General features: G+C 65.4%; 23 protein-coding genes. 12 read left to right on the top strand and 11 right to left on the bottom strand.

The annotated features are described in order from the left end of the window. From OXF11_15355 to OXF11_15340, 4 genes are all read right to left on the bottom strand, one after another. Positions 1-749: hypothetical protein (locus OXF11_15355; protein MCY4488471.1), on the bottom strand; the 749-nt coding region annotated here is incomplete at its 3' end. 494 nt (positions 750-1,243) lie between these two features. After that, positions 1,244-3,520, bottom strand: coding sequence for an ATP-binding protein (locus OXF11_15350; GenBank protein ID MCY4488470.1), 2,277 nt, complete (start codon positions 3,518-3,520; stop codon positions 1,244-1,246). A gap of 867 nt (positions 3,521-4,387) precedes the next feature. Further along, a complete protein-coding gene (locus OXF11_15345) occupies positions 4,388-5,218 on the bottom strand; it encodes a hypothetical protein (protein MCY4488469.1) in 831 nt (276 codons plus the stop codon). Positions 5,219-5,260: 42 nt separating this feature from the next. Beyond that, positions 5,261-6,445: a tyrosine-type recombinase/integrase gene (locus OXF11_15340; GenBank protein ID MCY4488468.1), complete on the bottom strand. Its 1,185-nt coding sequence runs from the start codon at positions 6,443-6,445 to the stop codon at positions 5,261-5,263. A 317-nt stretch (positions 6,446-6,762) separates the two neighbouring features. Here OXF11_15340 and OXF11_15335 point away from each other — a divergent pair, with 317 nt between their 5' ends. From OXF11_15335 to OXF11_15305, 7 genes are all read left to right on the top strand, one after another. Beyond that, positions 6,763-7,554 carry a transposase gene (locus OXF11_15335; GenBank protein MCY4488467.1) on the top strand — a complete coding sequence of 264 codons (792 nt, stop codon included), beginning with the start codon at positions 6,763-6,765 and terminating at the stop codon, positions 7,552-7,554. A gap of 979 nt (positions 7,555-8,533) precedes the next feature. Further along, complete coding sequence (locus OXF11_15330; protein MCY4488466.1) at positions 8,534-9,940, top strand: CRISPR-associated protein Cse1; 1,407 nt, start codon at positions 8,534-8,536, stop codon at positions 9,938-9,940. 25 nt (positions 9,941-9,965) lie between these two features. Next, the gene (locus tag OXF11_15325; GenBank protein ID MCY4488465.1) at positions 9,966-10,487 is read left to right on the top strand and encodes a type I-E CRISPR-associated protein Cse2/CasB; all 522 of its coding nucleotides are present in this window, start codon (positions 9,966-9,968) and stop codon (positions 10,485-10,487) included. Beyond that, complete coding sequence (cas7e, locus tag OXF11_15320; GenBank protein ID MCY4488464.1) at positions 10,484-11,623, top strand: type I-E CRISPR-associated protein Cas7/Cse4/CasC; 1,140 nt, start codon at positions 10,484-10,486, stop codon at positions 11,621-11,623. Before OXF11_15325 ends, cas7e begins: the two co-directional genes overlap by 4 nt. Next, complete coding sequence (gene cas5e / locus OXF11_15315; protein MCY4488463.1) at positions 11,623-12,333, top strand: type I-E CRISPR-associated protein Cas5/CasD; 711 nt, start codon at positions 11,623-11,625, stop codon at positions 12,331-12,333. Before cas7e ends, cas5e begins: the two co-directional genes overlap by 1 nt. Then, a complete protein-coding gene (locus OXF11_15310) occupies positions 12,330-13,127 on the top strand; it encodes a type I-E CRISPR-associated protein Cas6/Cse3/CasE (protein MCY4488462.1) in 798 nt (265 codons plus the stop codon). Before cas5e ends, OXF11_15310 begins: the two co-directional genes overlap by 4 nt. Before the next feature lie 472 nt (positions 13,128-13,599). Beyond that, the gene (locus OXF11_15305; GenBank protein ID MCY4488461.1) at positions 13,600-13,887 is read left to right on the top strand and encodes a hypothetical protein; all 288 of its coding nucleotides are present in this window, start codon (positions 13,600-13,602) and stop codon (positions 13,885-13,887) included. 96 nt (positions 13,888-13,983) lie between these two features. Here the strand turns inward: OXF11_15305 and OXF11_15300 are convergent, their stop codons facing one another. After that, positions 13,984-15,330: a ferredoxin reductase family protein gene (locus OXF11_15300; GenBank protein ID MCY4488460.1), complete on the bottom strand. Its 1,347-nt coding sequence runs from the start codon at positions 15,328-15,330 to the stop codon at positions 13,984-13,986. Positions 15,331-15,580: 250 nt separating this feature from the next. Between OXF11_15300 and OXF11_15295 the strand changes: the two genes are divergently transcribed. The 3 genes from OXF11_15295 (at position 15,581) to OXF11_15285 (ending at position 17,466) form a co-directional block, all read left to right on the top strand. Beyond that, positions 15,581-15,994, top strand: coding sequence for a hypothetical protein (locus OXF11_15295; GenBank protein MCY4488459.1), 414 nt, complete (start codon positions 15,581-15,583; stop codon positions 15,992-15,994). Between the two features lie 173 nt (positions 15,995-16,167). Next, entirely contained in the window at positions 16,168-16,452 is a 285-nt protein-coding gene (locus OXF11_15290; GenBank protein MCY4488458.1) for a hypothetical protein, read from the top strand. Positions 16,453-17,022: 570 nt separating this feature from the next. After that, positions 17,023-17,466 (top strand): MEKHLA domain-containing protein, encoded by a 444-nt coding sequence (locus OXF11_15285; GenBank protein ID MCY4488457.1) that lies wholly within the window; start codon positions 17,023-17,025, stop codon positions 17,464-17,466. An 18-nt stretch (positions 17,467-17,484) separates the two neighbouring features. Here the strand turns inward: OXF11_15285 and OXF11_15280 are convergent, their stop codons facing one another. From OXF11_15280 to OXF11_15255, 6 genes are all read right to left on the bottom strand, one after another. Further along, entirely contained in the window at positions 17,485-17,661 is a 177-nt protein-coding gene (locus OXF11_15280) for a hypothetical protein (protein ID MCY4488456.1), read from the bottom strand. A 74-nt stretch (positions 17,662-17,735) separates the two neighbouring features. After that, positions 17,736-17,987 (bottom strand): hypothetical protein, encoded by a 252-nt coding sequence (locus OXF11_15275; GenBank protein ID MCY4488455.1) that lies wholly within the window; start codon positions 17,985-17,987, stop codon positions 17,736-17,738. Between the two features lie 64 nt (positions 17,988-18,051). Further along, positions 18,052-18,414 carry a nuclease-related domain-containing protein gene (locus OXF11_15270; protein MCY4488454.1) on the bottom strand — a complete coding sequence of 121 codons (363 nt, stop codon included), beginning with the start codon at positions 18,412-18,414 and terminating at the stop codon, positions 18,052-18,054. A 57-nt stretch (positions 18,415-18,471) separates the two neighbouring features. Continuing rightward, on the bottom strand, positions 18,472-18,681 hold the full coding sequence (locus tag OXF11_15265) for a hypothetical protein (GenBank protein ID MCY4488453.1): 210 nt from the start codon (positions 18,679-18,681) through the stop codon (positions 18,472-18,474). A gap of 278 nt (positions 18,682-18,959) precedes the next feature. Further along, positions 18,960-19,208 carry a hypothetical protein gene (locus tag OXF11_15260; GenBank protein ID MCY4488452.1) on the bottom strand — a complete coding sequence of 83 codons (249 nt, stop codon included), beginning with the start codon at positions 19,206-19,208 and terminating at the stop codon, positions 18,960-18,962. Positions 19,209-19,464: 256 nt separating this feature from the next. Beyond that, a complete protein-coding gene (locus tag OXF11_15255) occupies positions 19,465-20,655 on the bottom strand; it encodes an ABC transporter substrate-binding protein (protein ID MCY4488451.1) in 1,191 nt (396 codons plus the stop codon). 756 nt (positions 20,656-21,411) lie between these two features. Here OXF11_15255 and OXF11_15250 point away from each other — a divergent pair. Then, positions 21,412-21,798, top strand: coding sequence for a VOC family protein (locus OXF11_15250; protein MCY4488450.1), 387 nt, complete (start codon positions 21,412-21,414; stop codon positions 21,796-21,798). A 288-nt stretch (positions 21,799-22,086) separates the two neighbouring features. Continuing rightward, on the top strand, positions 22,087-22,574 hold a 488-nt coding region (locus OXF11_15245), incomplete at its 3' end, for a hypothetical protein (protein MCY4488449.1).

The following is a 22,574-nucleotide window of genomic DNA, read 5'->3' as shown; positions in this document are numbered from 1 at the left end:
GCGATGTGTGCGGTGTCTGTGCGGTTCGTGAATGTCCCGCTACTGACCGGAACATCATCAAACCGCAAGTCGGGGAAGTCGTCCCTCGTCGTCAGGTTCATGACCTTGGTGAAGACCACGTCAATCGTCATGTCGTCGAGACTGAAGTTGAGGGTGGCGTCTCCCTGAAGCGGCTGGACGGCACCGTGCCTGGTGTGGCCGAGCATCACGCCCTCCCAGGTGGCGTTGCCTGCAGGAGCCCTCCCAGTCCGTTTACCGAAAGAGAGATTGTAGGCCGTCAGTACATTTACTGTGTCAGGCTTTTTGGCGCTGGCAATAGTCGTCTCAATAGCGCTGTAATCCAGCCAAGCCCCGTAATGGGAAGTTGTCCATACGACTCCCTGCCGAGTCGCCGTGGCGTTGTAGTCGGCCAAGCCAATGCCCTTGTACATGCGGACACCGGATCGCTCGATGTCTGGATTGGTCGCCACCCTGACAAGGTCGACAAGCGCATTGTCAGGCTCGAACAAGGGCACACCGGTTCGCGTGCAAGTGTTTGTGTCGGTGATGCATTGATACTCGGTGAGAGAAGGCTCATCTTGCCCTTCGATGGACAGCACATCGCTCACCATCAGCGTGTCGGATCTGGCAATGACGCCGGCGATCCCTCCGACCACCTCCGCGTGCCCAAGGATCTCCAACGCCGCTTTCCTGTCGCTTTCCGAACAGGCAGTCAGCAAAACCACAAGCGCGAGCGCCGCACGCCACATAAGGAGCCGTCCTTTCCAGACGGAGCGTTGGGACACTCCGGTCATCTTGGCGAGTCTTCCAGACTTATACAACGGCGGTGACCGTGGTGCAAACTGCCGCTGGCGGACGGGGGGATTGACGGGTACGGCTTGAGTGTCTTACCCACTACTGTTTCGTGTACGCGTTGGTGGAACTCAGTGTTTTCTCCAGCGTTTCCCATCAGTGAGTCTGTGTAGGTGACGCCCCGGCTTCCCTTCAACGGATCCCGATGGCCACGGTTTCCCGCCTTCAACGGTACTATCACGGCGCTACGACTTCCTGCCCCCCGGCATGCCCTTGGTCCTGCCGGGTTCGTGTCCGCCCGTATGGCGCTCCCGCCGCCGTACAGGCGCGAGGGAGCCGGTCTGGGCGACGTGAGGCACCATCCTCACGAAGGCAAGTGAGGGTTAGGGAGCACAGCGTTACGCTCGGTCCGGCTGCCCCTGGCCGCTCTTCGACTCGAAGCGGCGATTTCTCATGGATCCTCCGGTGTGTCCATGCGGTAGCCGACCCCACGCTCGTTAAGGATGTAGACCGGGCGGGTGGCGTCATCGCCAAGCTTTTGGCGGAGCTTTTTCACGAACGTGCGCACAAGATCTGGGTCACCGGCCTCAAGACCGCCCCATACTTGGCGGATCAGGTAGTCGTAGGTCTTGACCCGCCGCGGGTTGCAGGAGAGCACCCGTAAAAGCTCGAATTCGGTCGCTGTAAGTCGAACGGAACGTCCGGCCACGGTTACCCGACGCTCTTCGTAGTCGATGGCGAGATCTCTCAGCACGAACGGAACCGGTTCGGCCCGTCTACGCAGAGCCGCTCCGATCCTCGTGGTAAGTTCCGTCGGCGAGAAAGGCTTGACGATGTAATCCACGGCTCCGATTTCCAACGCCCTTGCGGTGGTCTCATCCCTCCCGTAGGTGGATACAACAATGATCGGAAGATCAGCCAAGTCACGGAGGCTTTCCATGAGCTCGGCTCCATCGGTCCCAGGCGGCAGGTCGAGCAGGATGAGGTGGGGCTTCGCGGTCCGGATGATGCCGGACAACTCCTGATGGCCGTCGGTGACGATCGGGGAGTACCCCGCCGCCCCAAGCGCGTCTCGTACGAAACGCAACGTCCGCAGGTCGTTGTACACCACGAGAATGGGCTTCGACTCGCTCCCTTCTCGAGGCGATCCGGGAGGAATCCGGGCCGAGTCGGCGACGTCGCCGGTCTCTTCTGCCACTGGAACAGTGAACGTGAAGGTCGCGCCCTGATTCACCCCGTCGCTCAAAGCTCCAATGCGGCCCCCGTGTGCCTCTACCAACCCCTTGCAGACAGCGAGCCCCACATCGGACCCCTGGAACCCATGGTCCGCTCTGGCGCCAACAAACCCCGTGTACTTCCGAAGAAGACGCGGTAGCAACTCTGGTGGCACGCCCCGGCCCTCACCGGCGATCGAGATCATCACGTGTACGCCATCGCGCGCCGCCGCCACCCGTAGGGTAGACGATTCGGGAGAGTACCGGGCGGCGTTGGAGAGGAGGTTGCTCAGGACCTGCACGATGCGTTGTCGGTCGGCCATCACCTTTGGTAGGTCGGACGGCAGGTCTATAAGCACCGTGTGCCGGCTGCCGCCGCCCAGGAACGTGCTCCTCGCCTGGTCCACCAGGGCGGTTACCTGCGAGGGCTCGGGCGTCACCGACAGCGTGCCAGTAGCGATGCGGCCCGCGTCCAGCAGGTCGGTGATGAGCGCACGCATGCGGTCGGCCTGCTCGTCGATGATTTGGAAGAACTGGAGCATCTCGGCCGGGTCCAGGCCCGGCGAGGCGGCTAGCACCGCTGCCGCGGAGCCCTTGATTGAGGTCAGCGGGGCGCGTAGCTCGTTGCTCACCATGTCTATGAATTCGGTCTGCAACCGTTCCAACTCCTCCAGCGGCGCCAGTTCCTGCATGGTGACGGCCACCGACTCGACTTCACCGTCTCCGGAACGGATCGGCGTGGCGTTGAGCAGCGTGGTGACGCTCCGGCCGTCGGGAACCTGGAGGACTATCTCCTCGGCCCGCAAGGTCTCGGCAACGTTCAGCGCCCGTGCCAGCGGCCATTGATCCAAGGCAAACTCCGGCCCGTTGGCACGTCGGCATGTCAGCACCTCAAGCAACTCTTCTGGAGACCGGCCCGGCATCTGTAGCTTTTCGAGGATCCGCTTCGCCTCCCTATTCAACGACACCGGCTTGGCGTTCCTCGCATCGAACACCGCTATACCCACCGGGGAGGTGTCGAACAAGGCTTCCAGGTCGGCCCGCGCCCGCTGTTCGTTGTGGTACGTGCGGGCGTTGGTGATAGCCGCCGCCGCCATCGACGCGAAGAGCACGAGGACCTCTTCGTCTTCGCTCGTGAACTCCCGTCCGTCTTCCTTTTCGCCGAGAAAGAGATTACCGACACGATCACCTCGGTGTCGCATGGGCGTTCCTAGGAAAGTCTTCGAACGCATCATCTCTGCAGAGTAGCCTAGCGAACGGACATAGGCCGGCAGGTCTGTCAGCCTGAGCGCTACCGGAACGTCTCGAAAATGTTCAAAGAGCCTCGGCCCGTCGGGCCAGTCCGCCAGTTCCTGGTGCTCTTCCGAAGTAAAGCCAGCGGTGATGAAATCCTGGAGTTCCCCCGCGCAGTCGATGGTGATGATGACGCCGTAGCGGGCGCCGGTCAGCGTGCGCGCGTTTTCGACGACCTCCTCCAGGACGGTGTCGGGGTCGAGGCTCGCACTGATGCGCATAATGGCGCCACTCAGTCGTGAGATTCGATTCCCTAGCACGTCGTTCTCTTGATTCGCTTCGTCTGACTTCTGCCGTGTTCCATACCTACAGGGATGACACGATTCGCTTGCACCACGGGCAAGGTCGATAGATGTACCAAACTACGGTAGCGCGCGGATCCGTTGAAATCAAGGCGAGCATCATAGATGACTTTTCTACGAAGTTCACAATAACACCACATCCGTGGCCTTGACACCCTTGCCTAAATGGAGATCAACATCCCGGAAATGTTCGGGAATCATCTTCCCTATAGCGGGATCGAGAAGACCCCCCGGACGGACGGTTCGTCTCACCGGAGGAGGGAGCGGTGCCCTTCTCACGGGTGATGGGAATCCAACGCCGCGCATCGCCCGGGCGTATCTGTTCGCCGTCCAGCAACTCCGGGTGCTCGACCATCAGTGCCTGGAGTTCGTCCTCCGTCTGTCCTGCAAACTAGGACCTCATCGCGCGCGCCCCGATCTTGCCGTGGGGGAGCTTTAGTTCGTGGCCCCAAGGTCGAACGAAGTTGGACCTCATTACGCCTACCGACGTTAGGAGGGCTTGTGGAGCCTGTCAGGCGGATTCACACGATGTTGGCTGCGATGCTTTCGGCGACCCGCGCCGCCGCCTCGTGCATGGAGTCCCGTGCCAGATGCGCATACCGCGCGGTGGTTTCGACATGGGCATGGCCAGCAGCTTCCCGATCACGGGAAGGCTCTCGCCGAGCGCCAACGCGCGCGAGGCGAAGCTGTGGCGGAAGTCGTGAAGCCGGACATCCCGCAGTTTCGCTCGCTCGCGTACGTGAGTGTCGACGAATCGCGGCCGTTCGCCTTTCTTCCGGCCTTGTATCACCCAGGGATTGCCCTCGGTGCGCGGAATGCCCGCCAGCACACGCGCGGCCTCGGGCGACAGCGACACCGTCCGCGCGCCCGTCTTGGTGTCGACGAGATGCAGTTCCATGGTTTGAGGTCCACGTCCTTCCAGCGCAGCGTCAGGATCTCGTTCTTCCGGTATCCGGTCAGCATCAGGAGCCGGATCGCCGCTGCGGCATGCACCGGGATGGCGCCGCTCGCCTCCGCCTCGCCGAGCGCACGCCCAAGCCGGCGGAACTCGGCCGTGGTGAGGAACCCGCTCGCGCGTCCGCTCCCGGTATTCGGCTGGCGCCAGCACGGGTTGCTTCCGTCGGGCAGGAGGCCCCAGGACTCGGCCATGTTGAACATCCGTGACAGGAGGGTCAGCGTCCGGTTCGCCATCACCGGTGTCGTCCGCATGGCGTAGTGCAACTTGCGTACATCCTCTCGCCGGACGCGACTACGCGGCAGCTTCCCCAGCGCCGGCACGATGCGCTTCCCCGCTCTTCGGCGGTACGCCATCACGGTGTTCGGCTTGCAGTGCTCCTCCGCGTACTCCCTGAGATACCGCGCGGCCAGCTCGGCTACCGTCGGTTCGTCCGCGCGCTTCGCCGCCAGCGGCTCCGGCTCCTCGCCCGCGATGATCAGCGCCGCGCGCCGCCGCCCCTCCTCGGGCGTGATCACTACGTGCCGGCCCACCGTCAGCCGTTTCGCCGAGCCGCGGGCGCGCGTATGCACGATGTAGTGTTGCGCGCCGGTGGGGTAGACCCTGACGCCGAAGTCCGGCTGCTCGGAGTCCCAGAACACCGTGTCCCTGTCCACCTTCACGACCTCGTCTCGAGTTTCGCCATCGCGCTCCCCCGTCCCGCCTCAAGCGGCGTCCGCGTCCGGCCCGAAGATGTCGGCGCCGAGGCTGCCGCCGACCTTCGCTGCCGCCGCCTTCTCGGTGTCGCGCGCCAGATGTGCGTAACGCGCGGTCGTGGCCGCTCTCACGTGACCCATGAGCTTTCCGATCATGCTCAGACTCTCCCCGAGCGCCAGCGCACGGCTCGCCCAGCTGTGCCGAAGGTCGTGGATGCGCACGTCCTCCAGTTCGGCCTTCGCGCGAAGGCGCACCCACACCGTGTCCACGTCGACCATATGGGTGCCGGCCTTCTTGCCCGCGATCACCCAGGGATTGTCCCCTTTCCGGGGAATCCCGTTGAGCACCGCCTCGACCGCCGGCGTCAGCGGAACGCTCCGCGGTCCCGTCTTCGTGTCGCTCAGCCTCAACTCGCGCGCCGCCCGGTCCACGTCGTCCCACCGGAGTTGCAGGATCTCGTTCTTCCGGCATCCGGTCAGTATCAGCAGGCGGAGCGCCGCGGCCGCCGAGGGTCGCACCGAGCCGGTACCCTCCGCCTCCTTCAGCACCCGGCCAAGTTTCCGGTACTCCTCCGGCGAGAGGAACCGCTCCCGCCTGACTTCCTTGTACCGGCGCACCGCCCGACATGGGTTCCGGCCCGGAGGCGCCAACTCCCACGTCTCGGCCATTGAAAACATCCGCGACAGGACGTTGACCGCCGTGTTCGCCGTCTGCGGCGTCTCGCGTAGCCGGTAGTGAAACTGGGCGACCTGCGACCGGTCCACCTCGGTTATGGGCAGTTCACCGAGTTCGGGCAGAATGTGGCGCTGGATGATGTGGCGGTAGCTTGCTTGCGTCCTCTTCCGGCAGTTGACCGCCACATGGCCCTGCATGTAGCGCTCCGCCAGACCCGCTACCGTAAGTTCCGGCTCCACCGGCGCTGGAAACGGCTCCAGACCCCGCTTGATGCGGTCGATCACTTGGGCGGCCTGCTTGCGGGCGTGGTCTGCCAACAGTTGACCGTGGCGTCCGAGGGTGACGCGTATTGGACCCCGCGGGCCGCGTGTCTGGACCACGAAGACCTTGCGGCCGCTGGCGTAGACCCTGACGCCGAACCCGGCCAGGTCCCGATCCCAAAAGATGGCCTCCCTGCCGATTGCCGCCAGGGCGTCGATAGTACGTTTGGTGAGTTTCCGATCATTCTTCGACGACATCGCGTGACTCCGGTTGGTGAAGTCCTAAAACTAGCTGGAAAATGGAAGGGGGTGCATCCTGGTTGAGGAAGAACCAACCGGCGCGGGTAGAGGCCGGCGCCTAGAAGGAGGCACGCCATGGCGAAGAGAGTACCGGGATCGATGCGCACGCGCAAATCCCTTTCGGAGCTGATCGAAGGACGGCTGTCATGTGCGGACGGGAGAGGCGAGTTGGTGAAGCTGGCGAGGCGTCTGATCATAGAGGAGACGTTGGAGGCGGAGAGCCGCAATGCCTTGGGACGGGACTACTACGAGCACGGGGCGGCCGAGGGCCAGGGATGGCGCAACGGGGTTCGGCCGGGGCGGCGGAAGGGGTGGTGGACTACGCGGCGCCGCAGATCACGGGGCGGGAGGAGCCTTTCCACTCGGAGATCCGGGAGACCCTGAAGGGGCGCACCCAGGCGTTGGAGGACCTGGCCGTGGAACTTCTGGCGCGGGGTCTTTCGGTGCGCGACATCGAAGACGCCTTCAGAGACGAGAGCGGGCGGTCGTTGCTGTCGCAGACAGCGGTCTCGGAGATCGGTGAGCGGCTATGGGCAGACTACCAGGAGTTCGCCAGCCGCGATCTCTCGGAGTACGGCATCGTCTATCTGTTCGTCGACGGCATAGCCGAGCGCATCCGCCCCGGGCAGAAGCGCGAGCCGATGCTGGCGGCCGCTCACCGCTTGAGGAATCTCGTGGCCAAGACGCCCGAGGATCTGTGGCCGGAGTTCAAGGCCCGGGTCTCAGCCGCCTACCAAGCCCCCTCCCGTGCCATCGCACGCGAACTCGCCGCGGGTGTGGTCGCTGACTACCAGACCGAACTGCCCACCGCCACCGCCTGTTTCATGGATGACTTCGAGGCCTGCATCGCACACCCAGAATGCCCATCACCCATCGCCGTGCCATCCGTACCACCAACCTGCTGGAGCGCCTGTTTGTCGAGGAACGCCGGCTCTGATCTCGAACGCCGCCAGATGCGCGCCGTCAGAGAAGAACTCGATCATGAATACCAAGCCCACAACGGCCTCAACCCAACCGCCTCGGCCGATGCTGCCCCCATCCAATTATCCAGCACTTCTCGGACTTGACCGACACGCCCTTGAGGTTCGTGGTGAGCAAGTAGATCGCGATGGCCTATGTGCGATAACCGAGCTTTGAGCCTTCCATCCCGGTGCCGGCCTTGAGCGAGAACATACGCTTGCTGCTACCCTTCACGCAGACTCGGCAGCGATGCGTCATGGTCTTGTGCTTGATTCTACTCTGTACGTTGTCAGTTCCGCAGTAGGGGCAGATCGGCCCCTTGGGCCATCTGACTTGCTCGAACCACTCGCGGTCCGTGTCTTCGGTGGAAAGCATGTCCATCAGTTCGACGAGGCTGATCGCTTTGCGGTAGGATTTTCCAGGGGCTTTCTGACTCTTTAGAGGCCGCGCACTGCCGACATCTCCAGACTCCGCTAAGGTCCAACCAAACGCCACGCTCCGTTGACGTGTCGCAAGGAACGTCGCCACTCGTACGCCAGGTAATTCAAGATCCAGTGCGACGAAGGGAGCGGGACTATGGCCTTGGTGAGGGCCTGCCCCGACGAATGGACGGAGTTGGCGGCATAGCCGGGAATCGCTGTCCCGCCTTCCGGGCATCCCGACGGTTGGAAGGGAGGGACCAAGATGGGCACGAAGTGAAGGACGAAGCGTTGACGAGGCATCACCGTGCCTCATCCCCATTGGTCCTCGATTGACATTGACCCTGCGCGTTGCTACGAGTAGCCGGGCTGCTTCTTGCCAACACCCAGCGCGCAGGGGCCCCGAGCAAGCTGGCCTTCATGCAGCCGCTCGCCCCTGACAAACTGGCGCGGCATCTGGTGCACACCGGCTGGTTTCGAAAGTATCGATGCGATCACCGGATGAACGGCGGAACTCTTGACCGTCTCCCTGAACGTCCTGACGGATCTCGTTGTCTCGGTATCGGAGTCCGAACGCTTGTCCCTTCCCGCGCTGTTCGCGGCCATGTCGCGATCGAGAGTATCGCGGTTTCCTGCGCTGAGGTCTCATCAACGTCCTGCGTGGCACATGTTTCTGGTTCAGCTCGGAGCCTTGGCGCTGTGGAAGGCGGGACGGACGGAGTTGTCCGGGGACTCTTCGGTGTGGGCCGGGCTGCTCCGCGGCTTGACCCCGGACCACCCCGGCGATGAGCCTTGGCGCATGGTTGTGGAAGACCGGACGCAGCCCGCTTTTCTCCAGCCGCCTGCCCGTGACAACCTGCGGTGGTGGCCGGTGGAGACTCCGGACGAGCTCGATGTGCTCATCACCGCGCGAAACCATGACCTCAAGCGGACCGTAGCCCGCTCTGCGGAGATTGACGACTGGCTGTTCGCCTTGGTTTCGCTGCAGACGACCGCCGGTTACGACGGGAACCGAACCTACGGAATCGCCCGGATGAACGGAGGCTCCTCCAGCCGGCCGATGTTGGCGCTGGCGCCTGCCGGCAGCGCCAAGAGTCACGGGCCGAATCCGAGCGAGTGGTGGTCCCGTGACGTCCGGCGTCTTCTGGCGGACCGCGACGGCAGTCCCCGGGGCAAGGAGACGGCGCTCCTCTGGTGTGTGGACTGGCCCGACGGGGAGCAGCTGAGTCCGCACGAGCTCGACCCCTGGTTCATCGAAGTCTGCCGGCGAGTGAGGCTCGTCGACAACGCAGGCGGCCTATCGGCGATCCGGGCGAGCTCCATCGCGGCGCGCGTCGATGCAAAGGCGTACCATGGCAACGTCGGGGATCCCTGGGCGCCGGTACATGCGGCGAGCGGGAAGAGCCTGACGCTGAGCGCCGGCGACTTCGGATACAAGAGGCTCGCGGAGATCATGTTCGGAGGCGAGTGGCACGTGCCGCTTCTGGCGACGCCCGCGCCGGACGACGCCGCAAACGACATGGTGCTCGTGGCCGAGGCGTTGGCCCGCGGGAATTGCAGGACGGACGGTTTCAAGAGCCGCGCGGTGGCGGTCCCGTATGGCGTGGTTCGGCTTCTTCGGTCCGCAGCCGCCGCGGAAGTCTCGAAGGTGCAAATGGAGGAGATCGCGGCGTTCGACCGGGCCTTGCGGGACGCCGTGGCTCTATTCGCGGCGCGAGGGACCTGGGAAGGCGTGAGACCCGCGAGGTATGCGGTTGCGGCGCCGGCGAGACGCCGATTCGACCGCGTGGCCGACACGTTGTTCTTTCCCCACCTTTGGCGGCGGCTCGGGGCCGGGAACGACGGCGAACCGGAGGCCATCGAGAGAGCGGGGCACGATTTCCGGAAGGCGCTCTTCGACGCGGCGCGTACCGAACTCGCCGATTCTCTGCGGAACGTGCCGTGTTCGACGATACAACGGCCGAGGGCCGAAGCGCGGGCGTGGACCGCCTTTCACGGACGGGTCCGGAGGCGCTTTCCGCGGATCTACGAGAAGATGGACGACGGCAGTGCCAGGATTCGAAGGTCCGGTTGAGGAAACCGCCGAGGGCGCGGCCCGGATGCTCCAGAGGCTCCCGCCTCGCAGGCTGGCCGAACTGCGCCGCATGGAGACGCCGGCCGCGGCTCCGCTCTTCTGGCTGCTGGCGGCGCGCTACCCCCGCACCATAGGCCAAAGACCTGATGAATGGGCCGCCGTCATTCGCATTCTCGCCATGCTGACCGGACGAGGCGGACCGGCGCACCGGGGGTTTCTGCACAGCGCCGAGCACCGGTGGGGAGAAGTCCTTTGCGACGGCGGCGACCGGACATGGCCCTATTCGGCGGGCTTCCGTCCCGTGATCAGCGAGCAACGGCTGGCACACCTGATTGCGGCGCGGGGGGAGCAGAGGAGGGGTCTCCTGGAGCGCATCGCCCGCGTGATCGCCCGTACGCGCCGACACGGGGTGAACGTGGTCGACGTTGCACGGACGCTGCTGGATCCCGGCAGCGACGTTGGACGATTCCTGGCCGGACCATACTACCGCAGGCTGGACGTGGCCGTGCGCAAGCGCGAAGCCGGGCATGAAGGAGAGGAGGAATGACCGAACCGCGTTTCCTGCAGATCCACACCCTGAGCCAGTACACGGGCGTCCTGTTGAATCGCGACGAAACCGGGCAGGCCAAGCGGCTGCCCTATGGCGGGGTTTCACGCACGCGCATCTCGTCGCAGTGTCTCAAGCGGCACTGGCGTGTTGCCGACGACCCCCATGCCCTGGACCGGATAGACGGCGCGGAAGCTGCGTTCCGCTCGCGCGAGCTGGTGACGAAGAAGGTGATGGAGCCGTTGCGTACCCGCTTTCCGGACGACGTGCTGGAGGCGCTGGAGCCGGAGATCCAACGGGCCGTCTACGGGGAGAAGGGGGTTACCAGGCAGAACCGCCAAACGCTTCTGCTTGGAGCGCCGGAGATCAGGTGGTTGGCCCGCGAAGCCGAACGCATGGCGGAGGAAGCGGGCGGCAGGCCCGCCGCGGCCGAGGAGGCGGTTGCGGTATGGCGGAAGACCTTTCACCACAATATCCGCGCGATGCGGGACGCCGCGACACTTCCGGCCGGACTGACGGCCGCGCTCTTCGGGCGGATGGTGACATCCGACGCCGATGCCAACATCGCCGCTTCGATTCACGTCGCCCATGCGTTCACCGTGCACGGGGAAGAGGCGGAGAGCGACTACTTTACCGCTGTGGACGACCTTTCCGACGCCGAGCCGGGGGCCGACACCATCCAGGAAACGGAGCTTACCTCGGGCCTCTTCTACGGGTACGTGGTGGTGGATCTGCCGGGGCTTCTCAAGAACCTGGGCGGAGATGCGGACACCACCGCCGCGGCGGACATGGCCGGCGCGGTCCTGCACAACCTGGTCTACCTTGTCGCGGAGGTCTCGCCGGGGGCGAAGCTCGGGTCCACGGCGCCCTACGGCCGCGCCTCCCTGATGCTTCTGGAGAGCGGGGAGCGGCAACCGCGCGCGTTGTCCGAGGCGTACCGGAACCCCTGTGCGCCGGACGCCCGGGCCGCGGCGGATGCGATGGCCCGTCACCTGCATCTGCTCGACGAGGCATACGGGACCGGTGAGGAACGGCGCGTGATGGCGCTCGTCCCGGTCGAGTTTCCAAGGGCGGAGCAGGGAACCCTGGCCGACCTCGCTGCCTGGGCGAAAGCGCTTCCGGGAGCGTTCAAGTGATCCATCGGTGGCTCGTGATTCGCCTGGATGCGCCGCTGATGGCCTTCGGCGGCGTGGCGATCGACCAGGTCGGGCCGACGCGGGACTTTCCGGCCGCCTCGATGCTCACCGGGCTTCTCGCCAACGCGATCGGGCTGTCCTGGGCGGACCGGGCGGCGCATCAAGCCCTGCAGGACCGGCTGGTCTTCGGCGCGCGGCATGAACGGGGGTCGGGCGCCGCAGGCGCGCTCACGGACGGCCAGAACGCCAAGCTCTCCAAGACAGACCAGGGCTGGACGACCTTCGGAGTTCCCGAGGGACGCAGGGGCTCGAGCCACGATGCGCCGCACCGTCGCGCGCGGGACTACCTGACCGATACGGTAGTGCGGGTGGTGCTGCGGCTCGATCCCGCCGGCCCCGAACCGACGCTCGAGGTCCTGGCCGAAGCGCTCGACCGGCCCGCGCGCCCGCTGTTCATCGGGCGCAAGCCGTGTCTGCCCGCCTGCCGCTTGAGGGACGGCTGGACGGATGGGGACACGGCCCATGCGGCGCTGTGCTCGCTCCCGGGTCCAGGGCCGTACCGTGCGCTGTGGCCGGTTGGCGAGGGGCCGGAAGCCGACGCGTCGGTCGACGGCGTGTTCGAGCTTCCCGACACGCGCAACTGGCGCACGGGGCTGCACGGCGGGTTGCGCCGCGTCGTCCGGGGTTTCGTCACGGGGGCCGGTCCGTGAAACCCCTGTACCTGATCAGGGCGCCCGTGGACATGGCCGGGCTGGCGCGTTGCGCCGGCGAGCGCGGTTGGTTGCGCTACCGTGGCCACGAGGTCGGGTTCGACGAGGGCCGTGCGCTTCATCACGTGGTGAGCGAATCCTTTGGCCCCGGCGGGCTTCGGCCGTTCCGTTTGCTGGTCCCGCCCGGAAGCACGGTGGGGAGCCTCTACGGCTACAGTCGGAGCGACGCGGAGACCTTGCGGCGTACCGGCGGCGTGTACGCCCTTCCGGAGCATCTGGGGGTCCTGGACATGGAACAGCTGGTGGGGAAGGCCATGCCTGGGTCGTGGAAGGCGGGCCAGCGAATCGGCTTTGACCTCCGCGCGCGGCCCGTCCGCAGGCTGAGCGACAATCTCGGACGCGGACCGTTCCGGAAGGGAGCCGAGGTGGATGCCTTCCTCGTCATGGCGCTGCGGCGATTTCCGGACGATCCCGCGGGCACGGCCGGCAGCGGCCGCACGAGAGAACCCGTCTACCTCGACTGGCTCGCGGAGCGGTTGGCCCCTTTCGCCGAGCTCGACCGTCAGGGTACACGCCTCGTCCGTTTCCAGCGCGCCCGTGTGTCGCGCGGGAAAGGTCCGACCGAGGGGCCGGACGCAACCTTTCATGGCGTGCTGAGCGTAAAGGACCCGGAACGATTCTCCGCGCTGTTGGCGCGGGGAGTCGGGCGGCATCGCGCCTACGGCTATGGGATGCTTCTTCTTCGTCCGCCAACAGGTAGCGCCGGGCGGGCGATTGCTTTACAAACTCGATAAAGTTCGGTGTTAATCTCCGGTTCCCCGCGTGTGCGGGGATAGACCCTTGTGTTACCCTCGCAGGGTCGTCATGATTCCCCACGTCGGTGGGGATAGAGTTTCGCACCGGATCGGCCGTTCGACGTGATTCTGTGGTGTGGCCCGCGAACGTTTCGGCCGAGGCAAACCTTGGCGCTGCCGTCCGAAGGATCCCGAAAGCCGGCCAACGGGTTCGTGGGCCGAACAGGACAGGGTTGAAGGTCCAATCCGTTGTGACGTTGACACCCCCAGGCCGCGGAAGTGTGGAAACCGGACCTCCACACCGGTCACCGTTTCATGTCGCGGCTCGTTTCATTCTCTTGTATGGTACCCGGCGCAGGCGATCGTCAAGAGGGAGTTCCGAACAGGGGTCGAGCGCTGTCATGCGTATGAACATAGCCAATGCGGCCACGCAATAGGTAAAACCTACACTTACCTACACGTCTGCCCACTCATGCGGCGGGCTACGCAGGATTGCGGAAGGAAAGACCTCACCCTCGCCGCCGCATCGCTGGCCATCGGCCGCAACAAGACCTCTCTGCAGCAGTACGTGGACCGCGGCGTGCCCGCAGTGCTGGGCTATCGCGACAGCGAGACCCTGGCCGAACGGCTCGGTCGTCAACCGCTTCTTCCTGTCTCCGTCAGTTGCCGGAACGCCGACAGGACTTCGCTTGCGGTCCCCGTCGAAACCCGCGCCAAACGCCCCGTCGCGGGGGTTGTCCCGCGGCGCTCCTCCATTTGACCGGACAGCCGGACGCAGGCCGCCGCGGCTCCGAGGCCTCCGTGCGGCGGGCTCGGGCTCCCCGGTCGGACCAGCCGCACAGCGGCGCCGGCCGCATCAACGGAACTCGAACTCCTCATTGTGAATGCGCCGCGCGGACACACCCCGTTTCGCGAAACCGTCCGAGACGGCCGCGACCATCGGTTTCGGACCGCAAAGATAGTAGCTCCAGTCCGTCAGCGCCTCGCCAAGGTCGGCCCGGATGGCGTCCGCGTCGATCCGCGCCCCGGCGTCGGAAGTGAACAGGGTGATCGTCACGCCTCCCAGGTCAGCCGCCCGCGCCTTTAGTTCGCCGAGGAAAAGCGCTTCGCTCGCGGTCCTCACGCAGTAGTAGAGGCGCACGGTCTTGCCATGCCCCGGCGCCATCGTGCGCAACACGGACAGGAAGGGAGTGATCCCGATCCCCCCTGCCACCCAGACCTGTTTCTCCGAACCCCTCAGAGGGCTGAAGCGTCCATAGGGACCCTCGATGGCGACATCGGCCCCCGCACTCAGATCGTCACGCACGCGGCGGGTGTAGTCGCCAAGCACCTTCATCGTGAAGCGGAGCCCGTCTTCTGTCGCTCCAGAGGAGATGGTGAAGGGATGCGCTTCCCGGAAACCGGCGGCGTCGATGGTGACGAACGCGAATTGTCCCGGCTCGAAGGCAAACATCCCGTCCTTCGAGCGCAGCACCACCTCGGTCGCGCGCTCGAGCCTGTTGACCGCGGTCACGGTGAAAGGGCGTTTCCCGCTCGCCGGATAAAGGATCTGCTTGTAGGCGTAGGCCGCCAATCCGGCCAGCAGCAGGAGGGCGAGAAACACGCCGGGAGCGGAGAAGAAAGCGATCTCTTCGCCCTCGTAGAGCACCAGAAAGACATGGACGCTGACGACGGTGAAGAACAACCCCATGAACCGATGGGTCGTGATCCAACGGTGATACGGGATCTTGCGGTTGAGCGTGATGATGATGAGCAAGGTGAAGCCGATCATCGCCACCAGGCCGACGGTCCCGACGGGCAATCCGCCTTCTTCGTCCGGGGCCGCAGGCTCCGCCGGTGCAGGCGGTGGCGCGGGCGTTGCCGCGCCGCCCTGGACGGACACGGCGGTGGCGGCCGCAGCATCGTCGTCCGGCCCGCCGCCCGGAACCGTCGCAAAGTGCGCGATGAACAGCAACAGGGCGGCAACGCCCAGGTACTTGTGGAGCTTGTACATCCGGTCGAGGCCGCCGAACCATGTCTCCACCGCGCGCGGGCGCGCCGATAGCATTAGCGCCAGCGCCATGCAGATCACCGAACCGGAACCGGCGAAATAGGAGAACTGCGCGCCAAACGGCATTGCCGCCGCGATCACGTAGTGCCAGTACGCCGCCGCGTATGCGACGAACAGCGCAACAACCGCCCACACACCCTTTTGCAGGTTCACGTCCTCTCCCCACCGCGGTGCGGCGGAGACTCGGCGCCGCCGCCCGCTCCTTTCCGCCGGTGCGGGGTGTCGGAGCTACCTGCCGTTTCGCTCGAACTCACCCGTTTCTCCTCCTCCGCATACCGCCGGAAACAACACGGGCCCCCGGCCGCGCCTACGCGCGAATTGCCCGATTCAGGCGGTCGCTTCGGCGGGTGGCATCGGCAACGGAAGCAATCCGGTCGGGGGTGGCCCCGAATGGTCCGGCGCCATGGTCGGGCTTGACTACGGCAACATGGCCGAACAGCGCTTCGTTCAAGGCGATGCACGCGTGACCGTGGACTTCGCGGACATGCACCTCGGTGTTGCGCTGACCGGGATAGCGGACGTGGAGTCCGGAGAAACCTACGATGACATGACGTGGGAGGGGATCGCCATGCGCGATGGGACGTTCGAGACCCCGACGCTTCGACGCTTTCGGGGCGATTTTTCGGCCCCGATCACGAAGAGGTTGGAGGCGTGTTCGACAGGAGTGTCAATGGCTCGTTCGGCGCTGCACGATGAGCCTGGAGAGGCTTTCAGGGGGGAGTTGGTTGGTCGATCCTGGCTTGCTGACCACCACTATCCGGCATCCATCGACCGTATTGCTCGCCGTACAGGGGGGCACGCGGCAACAAGGCAATGATATATAGGGCCCAGTGAGTCATAGCTACCGCGCTTTTTCAACAGCCCCGAGATTTACCGTTTACAGTTGCCCGCAACAGATTGTGAGCGTCTCGAAGACCTCGTGGATATCCGGTTTTCGACCGCAACCGGGACGCCGATGATTCAGAGCAAGGAATTGACCGGAACCGGCCTGTGGGTCGGCCTGAAGAGGGCAGAAAACATGCCGCGGAACGTCCGGAGAAGAGCAAGTCAGTCCAATGCCGGAGCGAGGCGCGCCAGCCGCGCACGGTCCGCTTCTCCGATTCCGAGTGGAGTCTGATCGAGCGGGCCGCCGCGCGGCACGGCATCCCGGCCGGCGAACTCATCCGCTCGGTCGCGGTCGCCGCCGCCAAGGAACGTCTCGGAGAGCCTCCGCCCACGACCCTGTCCAACGGTCACGCCGCGCTCATCGAGCAATCTACCGCTCTGTATACATGATCGCCACGCTCAAACGGGACGAACGGCTCGACGCCGAACGCGACAGAGAACTCGCCGACCTGGTCGCTGCGGCCCGCAGGACCATGGCGCAGACCATGGGCGAAGGTCCGGTGTGAGCGGTTCGGTTTGAGGAAATGAGCTCCAGCGACCGGAGTATCGGCTACGGCGAGTTCAACGATGGCGCCGATGGCGGCAGAATGCAGTCAGCATGAGAACTGGTGAACCCTCAGCGGGGAGCTCTTGGCGCTCGTAAGTGTACGAATGGGAGTCGCAGGTCCCGGGAGGACTTGGAGAACGAGGTTGACCGCAGCTTGTTCCCGGATCATTCATACCCATTCCGAGGGGGAGATTCTCTTCCCAAAACGTTCCCTTTGAAAAAGGGGCTATAGAGATGGCGAGAACACACTTCAAGGACATGACCATCATGGAGCCATGGACTACATGCGCACGCGGGGAGTTGCGGGACGTGCGGTATCTGGGGGGTTGCTCCTGCTCCCCAGCCCCGAGATCCCACGTTCACGGGAATGACGGAGAGGAGAGATGACAGGGTCCACGGATCGATTCCCTCCCATGGACCTTGAATGGCTTCGGTGGCTGCTGGACAGCTATGCCTTGTGGCTTGAGCGGGAGCTGATCGATCGTAGCGGCGACATGGAGCAGCAGAGCGAAAGGCTCTTCCTGGCGCCGTTCGTGGTGGTGTCCCACGTTGATTCCGACGACCCCATCCTCAATTACGGCAACCGGAAGGCCCTGGAACTGTGGGAGATGACCTGGGACGAGTTCACCACGACGCCCTCGCGGTTGACGGCCGAGCCCATGAACCGGGACGAGCGCGCACGGATGCTGCGTCTGGTAACGACCCACGGATTCATCAGCGATTACCGTGGTGTGCGAATCTCGCGGACCGGGCGACTGTTCCTCGTAGAGCACGCGACGGTGTGGAATGTGGTGGACGAGGACAGAGGCAGGCGGGGACAGGCGGCCACCTTCTCGCAATGGACGCTGCTGGAATAAGGAAGACAGGTTGGCTGGTCAGCCATGTAGTCCGTGACCTTGATCTTGCCGGCGACAATGGCTCTCCCAAGCGATGGCCAAACCCAGTTCCACCATGCCGCCCGCGTCCGCCCGTGACAGGCCGTGTGTGGCGTGCACGTCGCCCACGTCGGGCTGTCCGATGCGGTAGGCCCAGGCCGTCCCGGCCTTGCCCACCTGTTTGTTGCCGCAACCAGACCTCCCTGCCTAGCGCGGTGAGATCCTTTCCGCGGCAATGCTTGCAGACCGCTTTAGCCGTGCTCGCGTCGGGAGTGGGCCTTTTTCGCAAGGGCTGGCGACTCTGGATGGGGACGGTCCGTTTGGTCTTCGTCCGCGGCGCGGTAGCGCCTGAGGGGTCCCGCATGGCGACCGGCAAGAAACTCCGCCACCGCCTTCGCCGCGCTGTCCTCGATGTCCCACAGGCCGTACTCGCCTTGCGACTTGCCCAGCGACGTTGCGCCCTTGCGATGGCGTTCCAGTTCCTCAGCGATCTTGTCCGGCACCAGATCGGCCTTGGTGACGAAGTCTCGAAACGGTTCCTGAGGTTCCGTCCAACCATCGAGGAGTTTAATTCGCCCTTTGCCCGATATCGCAATCAGGAGCTGAATCCCTGCCCTGGTACACGCGGCTCCACTGATCCCCGCCCGTATTGTCGGGCCGGACCCCTACTTCCTCCGTCACCGACTTGCTCTCGATGATGAACATTCCCCAGCGATGCACGATCAAGTGATCTGTCTGGCACACTCCGGGCGAGCCGTCCTGCTCCGGTTGCTGGCGGTCCTCAAGGCGCAGGCCGTGCAACACGTGCGTCTCCGGATTGTTGGAGAACGCACGGTGCAGATAGTGCGCCATCTGCCCCTCGGCCTTGACGCCCGCTCGCAGACGAGGATCCGTCGGTACGGTTTGTTGCTTGTAGGGCTTTGCGATCATGCTGGATTCGGGATGCAGAAAGGTATCATCTACGGCATCGCATCCCCACCGTCGTGGCTATTCGCTCCCGCCGTTCTGGTGTTCCTTGAGGTGGTCGCACCATGCCTGACTATCGGACGCCCTCATGGCCTGCGCGAAAGTGGCAGCGTACGCGAGCACGTGCGCAGCGCGGATGTCAAGCGAGAGTATGGCTATGTCCAACGCCTTGAAGGCGGCTTCGAGAAGCACGACACGGGCCGCCTCCTGCACGTCTACGCCGCGGCTCACGTCCTGTCCCTCACAGGCAGGCCGCTGCCTTTGAAGCACACTGGAAGCCGCACGTCCGGTGGGAGCGTATCCCCAGGATACTCCAGCAGGCTGCCGGGTTCGGCTTCGGCCATCAAAGACTCGCAGGGCTCCTTTCGGGGCGCGCCGGCGATGAGCCGGGCGCACTTCATGCCGCTGGGCGCCGCACCGAGGCGTGTACGAAGCAAGCCCGGTACAAGCATCAAGAGCAGGACCGGGCATCCAGGTCCTTCCCTTCAACGCGTCGGTGGGCTGAAGCCTCACTTGAACGTCACGCGCACCGTCGGCTCTCCGGGCGGCCCCGAATAGGTCACCGAGGCACCGCCGTTCCCCTTCGCAGGCGGAAAGAGCCGGCCGAACGAACCGACCGAGACCATGTCTCCCGGTCCCAACTCCACTCCCTTGGACATGAGCCACAGGAGTGAATTGGCCGGATGCCCGAGCACAGCCTCGAACACGGGCCGGGTGCCCCAGTTCACCGGCACCACTGCGCCCGACTCCAGCATCATGTCCCGAAAGAGTACTCCCGCACGGGCTCGCTCACCCCGAGCCACTTCTGAGCCGGCCGGCTCGTCAACCCACCTTTAGCCGATCACCGGCCCCATGTGGGGCGTCAGGGCGCGGGTCAGCTTGGCTTGCGTGCAGAGCGCGTCCTCCATGGCGGCGCCCCTGGCCAGAATCGTCCGTCCACCCCTCTTCCAAGGTCCTCCCTGACTTGCTCCCTCTCCCTCCGAGGGAAGGCGGCGGCGAGGAGGCGCTATCGGACTATCGATAGTTGACCGTCTCGAACTTGCCGCCCTTGACGGTGATCTGCCGGTAGTTGCCGGCACTCTCGCCCGGCCCGATCAGCTCCACTGCCGAGGCCCCGACATAGTCCACGTCGCCGCCGCCGGCGAGGATCTTGAGCCCCTTGGCCAGTTCGCCCGGATAGATTTTCTCCCCCGGCGCGTTGGCCACCGTCATGACCTTGTCCTTGAGCTTGCCGCTCTCGGCCGACTTCGCCGCCTGCATGGCCAGCATGATCAGCGCGGCCGCGTCGTATGCTTCCGGCACGAAGGGGCTGTCCGACTTGATCTTCGCGGCCTTGGCGATCTCGCCGAGCTTGGCCGCTCCCGGACTGTCGGTGCCCGGGTGGGCGCCAATGGCGCCTTCGAGGCCCTTGCCGATGGCCTTGATCAGGGAGTCGCTGATCATGCCGTCGGGCAGATAGAACTTGTCGAAGGCGCCGGTGTCGAGCGCGCCCTGGATAATGCCCTTGCCGCCCTGGTCGGCGTAGCCGGCCACGATCAGGATGTCGCCCCCCGCCGCGGCCAGCGCCGCCACCTCGGCGCTGTAGTCGCCCTTGCCGTCCTCATGGGGAGCGGAGATGGTGATCTTGCCGCCGCCCTTCTTCACGTTGGCGGCGATGCTGTCCGCCAGACCCTTGCCGTAGTCGTTGTTGGTGTAGGTCAGCGCCGCCTCCTTGATCCCCATGTCCTTCAGGATGTCGGCGACGATCGCGCCTTGGCGGGCGTCGGACGGCGCGGTGCGGAAGAAGAGGCCGTTGTCCTCGATGGTGGACAGTGCCGGAGAGGTGGCCGACGGCGAGATCATCACGATGCCGTTGGGCTTCGCCACGTTCTCGAGCATGGCGATGGTGACGCCCGAGCAGTCGCCGCCCACGATGGCGTTCACCTTGTCCGATGTCACGATCCGCTCGGTGGCGGCGGACCCGGCGGCGGCGTCGCCGCAGGTGGAATCCGCGCGCACGGAGACGACCTTCTTGCCGCCCAACAACCCGCCGCCGTCATTGACTTCCTTCATCGCCAGCTCGGCGCCCTGCGCCATGTGGGGGGTCAGCGACTCGATGGGGCCGGTGTAACCGAACACCACTCCCAGCTTGATGTCGGCCGCGAGGGCGGCGCTGCCCAGCATCGAAACCAGCACGAACAGAATACTGGTAATAAGCGTTTTCATGTCAGTCTCCTCCTGCATTGGTCGCCCGTTTGATACGACCACATTCAACAAGAACCTGCCGAACAACGCGGCTCCGTTGCTTCCGGCATGGGACACCTCCCCGACGGTCCAACGGGGACGCTCACTTCGGGCCGGCAGCGTCATTCACTGGCCCGCATCGTGGGCGGCGGTGTGGGCGCGACGACGCCTACCAACGGATGAGGGCGCGCACCGTCACGCCGTTCTCGGCCTCGTTCCGGCCCGGGGACTCGCTCTGGGGTGGCGTCGAGGTTCAACTCGAAGCCGGGGCTCCGGTCCGCCGCCGCGCTCAGCCGCCAGCCGATCCGGTATTCCCGCGCTCCGCCGTCCGACGTCCCGTAACCCAGGTTCGGCGTGCCCGTGAACCGCCCGCCAAAGAGCGCCACCCCCGCACCCCGTAGCCCGCCTCCGCCCTGAGGCCCCGCTTGCGCGGGAGCCCGTGGGAGGCGGAGCAGCGGGGGCCGGTCCGTGCGCGCCCGTCCGGCGCCGGGCGCACGTCATGCCGCTGGGCCGCTCGGCCGAGAGCGCAACGAATCCAAGCGGGACACGGACATTGGCTTCTTCCTCGCGTTCTCCGGCCGGATGCGCCGCCGACCGACGCCTTCTCTCCGAAACACGACGCAAAACAACAACGACACGTAACATACCACACGGTTCAACGGAACGGGGGCTGTTTCTGCGAGGAGGGGTCCGCGCTACACTGGAAGGGTAGTCACGGGTGCGGACAGGAGGGTTCCAATGGCGCGGCTCAAGCACATTGCGATAAGGACCGAAGACGTTCAGAAGACCGCGGCCTTCTACAAGGCGGCGTTCGATCTTGAGGAAGTGGGCAAGGGCCGGTCCGGCGTGTACCTCTCCGACGGCCATGTCAACCTAGCGATCCTGAACCTCAAGACGCCCGCGTCCCGCGCGGGCGTGGACCACCTGGGCTTCCAGGTGAACGACCTGGAAGGAACCGTGGCGCGCGTCACCAAGCTGGGCGGGCGGCTCACGGAGGCGGCTCCGCGGACCCCGGTGGAGGATCCGGCTCAACCCCGGTCGTACTTTGAGGTCAAGGTCGCCGGGCCGGACGGGCAGGAGATCGATGTGTCCGACAACGGATGGGCCGGGGCTCACGGGAAGTAATGAGATGAATGACAAGGGAGACTGTTTTTCGTCGACATACGAATCGGACGTCGTGCACGCCGCGGGCCGGACGCAACCGCGGCCGGGAACGCGGCAGCGGCAGCCGCAGCGGTCGACGTCGTGGACCTCCACGTCATGATGCGGGGCAAGGACGGTTTCGCACCCTGCCGGCGCGCGCGGCCCGGGGCAATCAGCCACCGTGCCGGGTATCCGGCTCGCGACGCGCCACGCGCCATGGCACTGTAAGCCAACATGGCGGGAACCCGGAAACCGCGGCGGTTGAATGGCGTGACCGCGAGAGCGAGAGCCGCTGTGGCGGGCCTGCTGGCTGCGGTTGGGCTTGCGGCCCTGGGCCAGTTGTTCCCGGCCGATGCTTTGTCCCAGAGCCGGAACGCCGGCGATGCGCGGCTTCGGCCCTCAGGGGAGGGCCTGCCGTTCGATCCCGGCCGTTTCCGCGGCTTCGACGACTATGTCAGGCAGACGCGCGACAGGCTCGAACGCCACAAGGTGTACCTGGACCCGCGCCGAAAGGGAACGGAGCTCGCCGCCGCAACGCCCTTCGAGCTCCAGCCCGCCCATGGCTGCCCGCCGGCGGGGAGCGGCCGCCCGGGCCGGGGCATCGTGCTCCTGCACGGGCTGGCCGACATGCCGCTCGCGATGCGGGACCTGGCCGAGGCGTTCGCGGCGCGCTGCTTTCTGGTCCGGGTGATGCTCCTCCCGGGACACGGCATCCGGGCGGGGGACCTGCTCGCCGTGAACCGCAACGACTGGCTGGC

Source organism: Deltaproteobacteria bacterium (genome assembly GCA_026712905.1).
GTDB lineage: Bacteria > Desulfobacterota > Binatia > UBA9968 > JAJDTQ01 > JAJDTQ01.
This window is presented reverse-complemented; position numbering and strand designations above follow the sequence as displayed.

Excerpts from the sequence above, each read along its gene's own strand:
- OXF11_15305 (MCY4488461.1), top strand. The coding sequence starts at position 13,600 with ATGCGGCGGGCTACGCAGGATTGCGGAAGGAAAGACCTCACCCTCGCC.
- OXF11_15250 (MCY4488450.1), top strand. The coding sequence starts at position 21,412 with ATGGCGCGGCTCAAGCACATTGCGATAAGGACCGAAGACGTTCAGAAG.
- OXF11_15335 (MCY4488467.1), top strand. The coding sequence starts at position 6,763 with ATGGCGCAACGGGGTTCGGCCGGGGCGGCGGAAGGGGTGGTGGACTAC.
- OXF11_15260 (MCY4488452.1), bottom strand. The coding sequence starts at position 19,208 with ATGATGCTGGAGTCGGGCGCAGTGGTGCCGGTGAACTGGGGCACCCGG.
- OXF11_15330 (MCY4488466.1), top strand. The coding sequence starts at position 8,534 with ATGTTTCTGGTTCAGCTCGGAGCCTTGGCGCTGTGGAAGGCGGGACGG.
- OXF11_15285 (MCY4488457.1), top strand. The coding sequence starts at position 17,023 with ATGGACCTTGAATGGCTTCGGTGGCTGCTGGACAGCTATGCCTTGTGG.
- cas7e (MCY4488464.1), top strand. The coding sequence starts at position 10,484 with ATGACCGAACCGCGTTTCCTGCAGATCCACACCCTGAGCCAGTACACG.
- OXF11_15350 (MCY4488470.1), bottom strand. The coding sequence starts at position 3,520 with ATGCGCATCAGTGCGAGCCTCGACCCCGACACCGTCCTGGAGGAGGTC.
- OXF11_15295 (MCY4488459.1), top strand. The coding sequence starts at position 15,581 with ATGGTCGGGCTTGACTACGGCAACATGGCCGAACAGCGCTTCGTTCAA.
- OXF11_15270 (MCY4488454.1), bottom strand. The coding sequence starts at position 18,414 with ATGATCGCAAAGCCCTACAAGCAACAAACCGTACCGACGGATCCTCGT.
- OXF11_15325 (MCY4488465.1), top strand. The coding sequence starts at position 9,966 with ATGCTCCAGAGGCTCCCGCCTCGCAGGCTGGCCGAACTGCGCCGCATG.
- OXF11_15340 (MCY4488468.1), bottom strand. The coding sequence starts at position 6,445 with ATGTCGTCGAAGAATGATCGGAAACTCACCAAACGTACTATCGACGCC.
- OXF11_15255 (MCY4488451.1), bottom strand. The coding sequence starts at position 20,655 with ATGAAAACGCTTATTACCAGTATTCTGTTCGTGCTGGTTTCGATGCTG.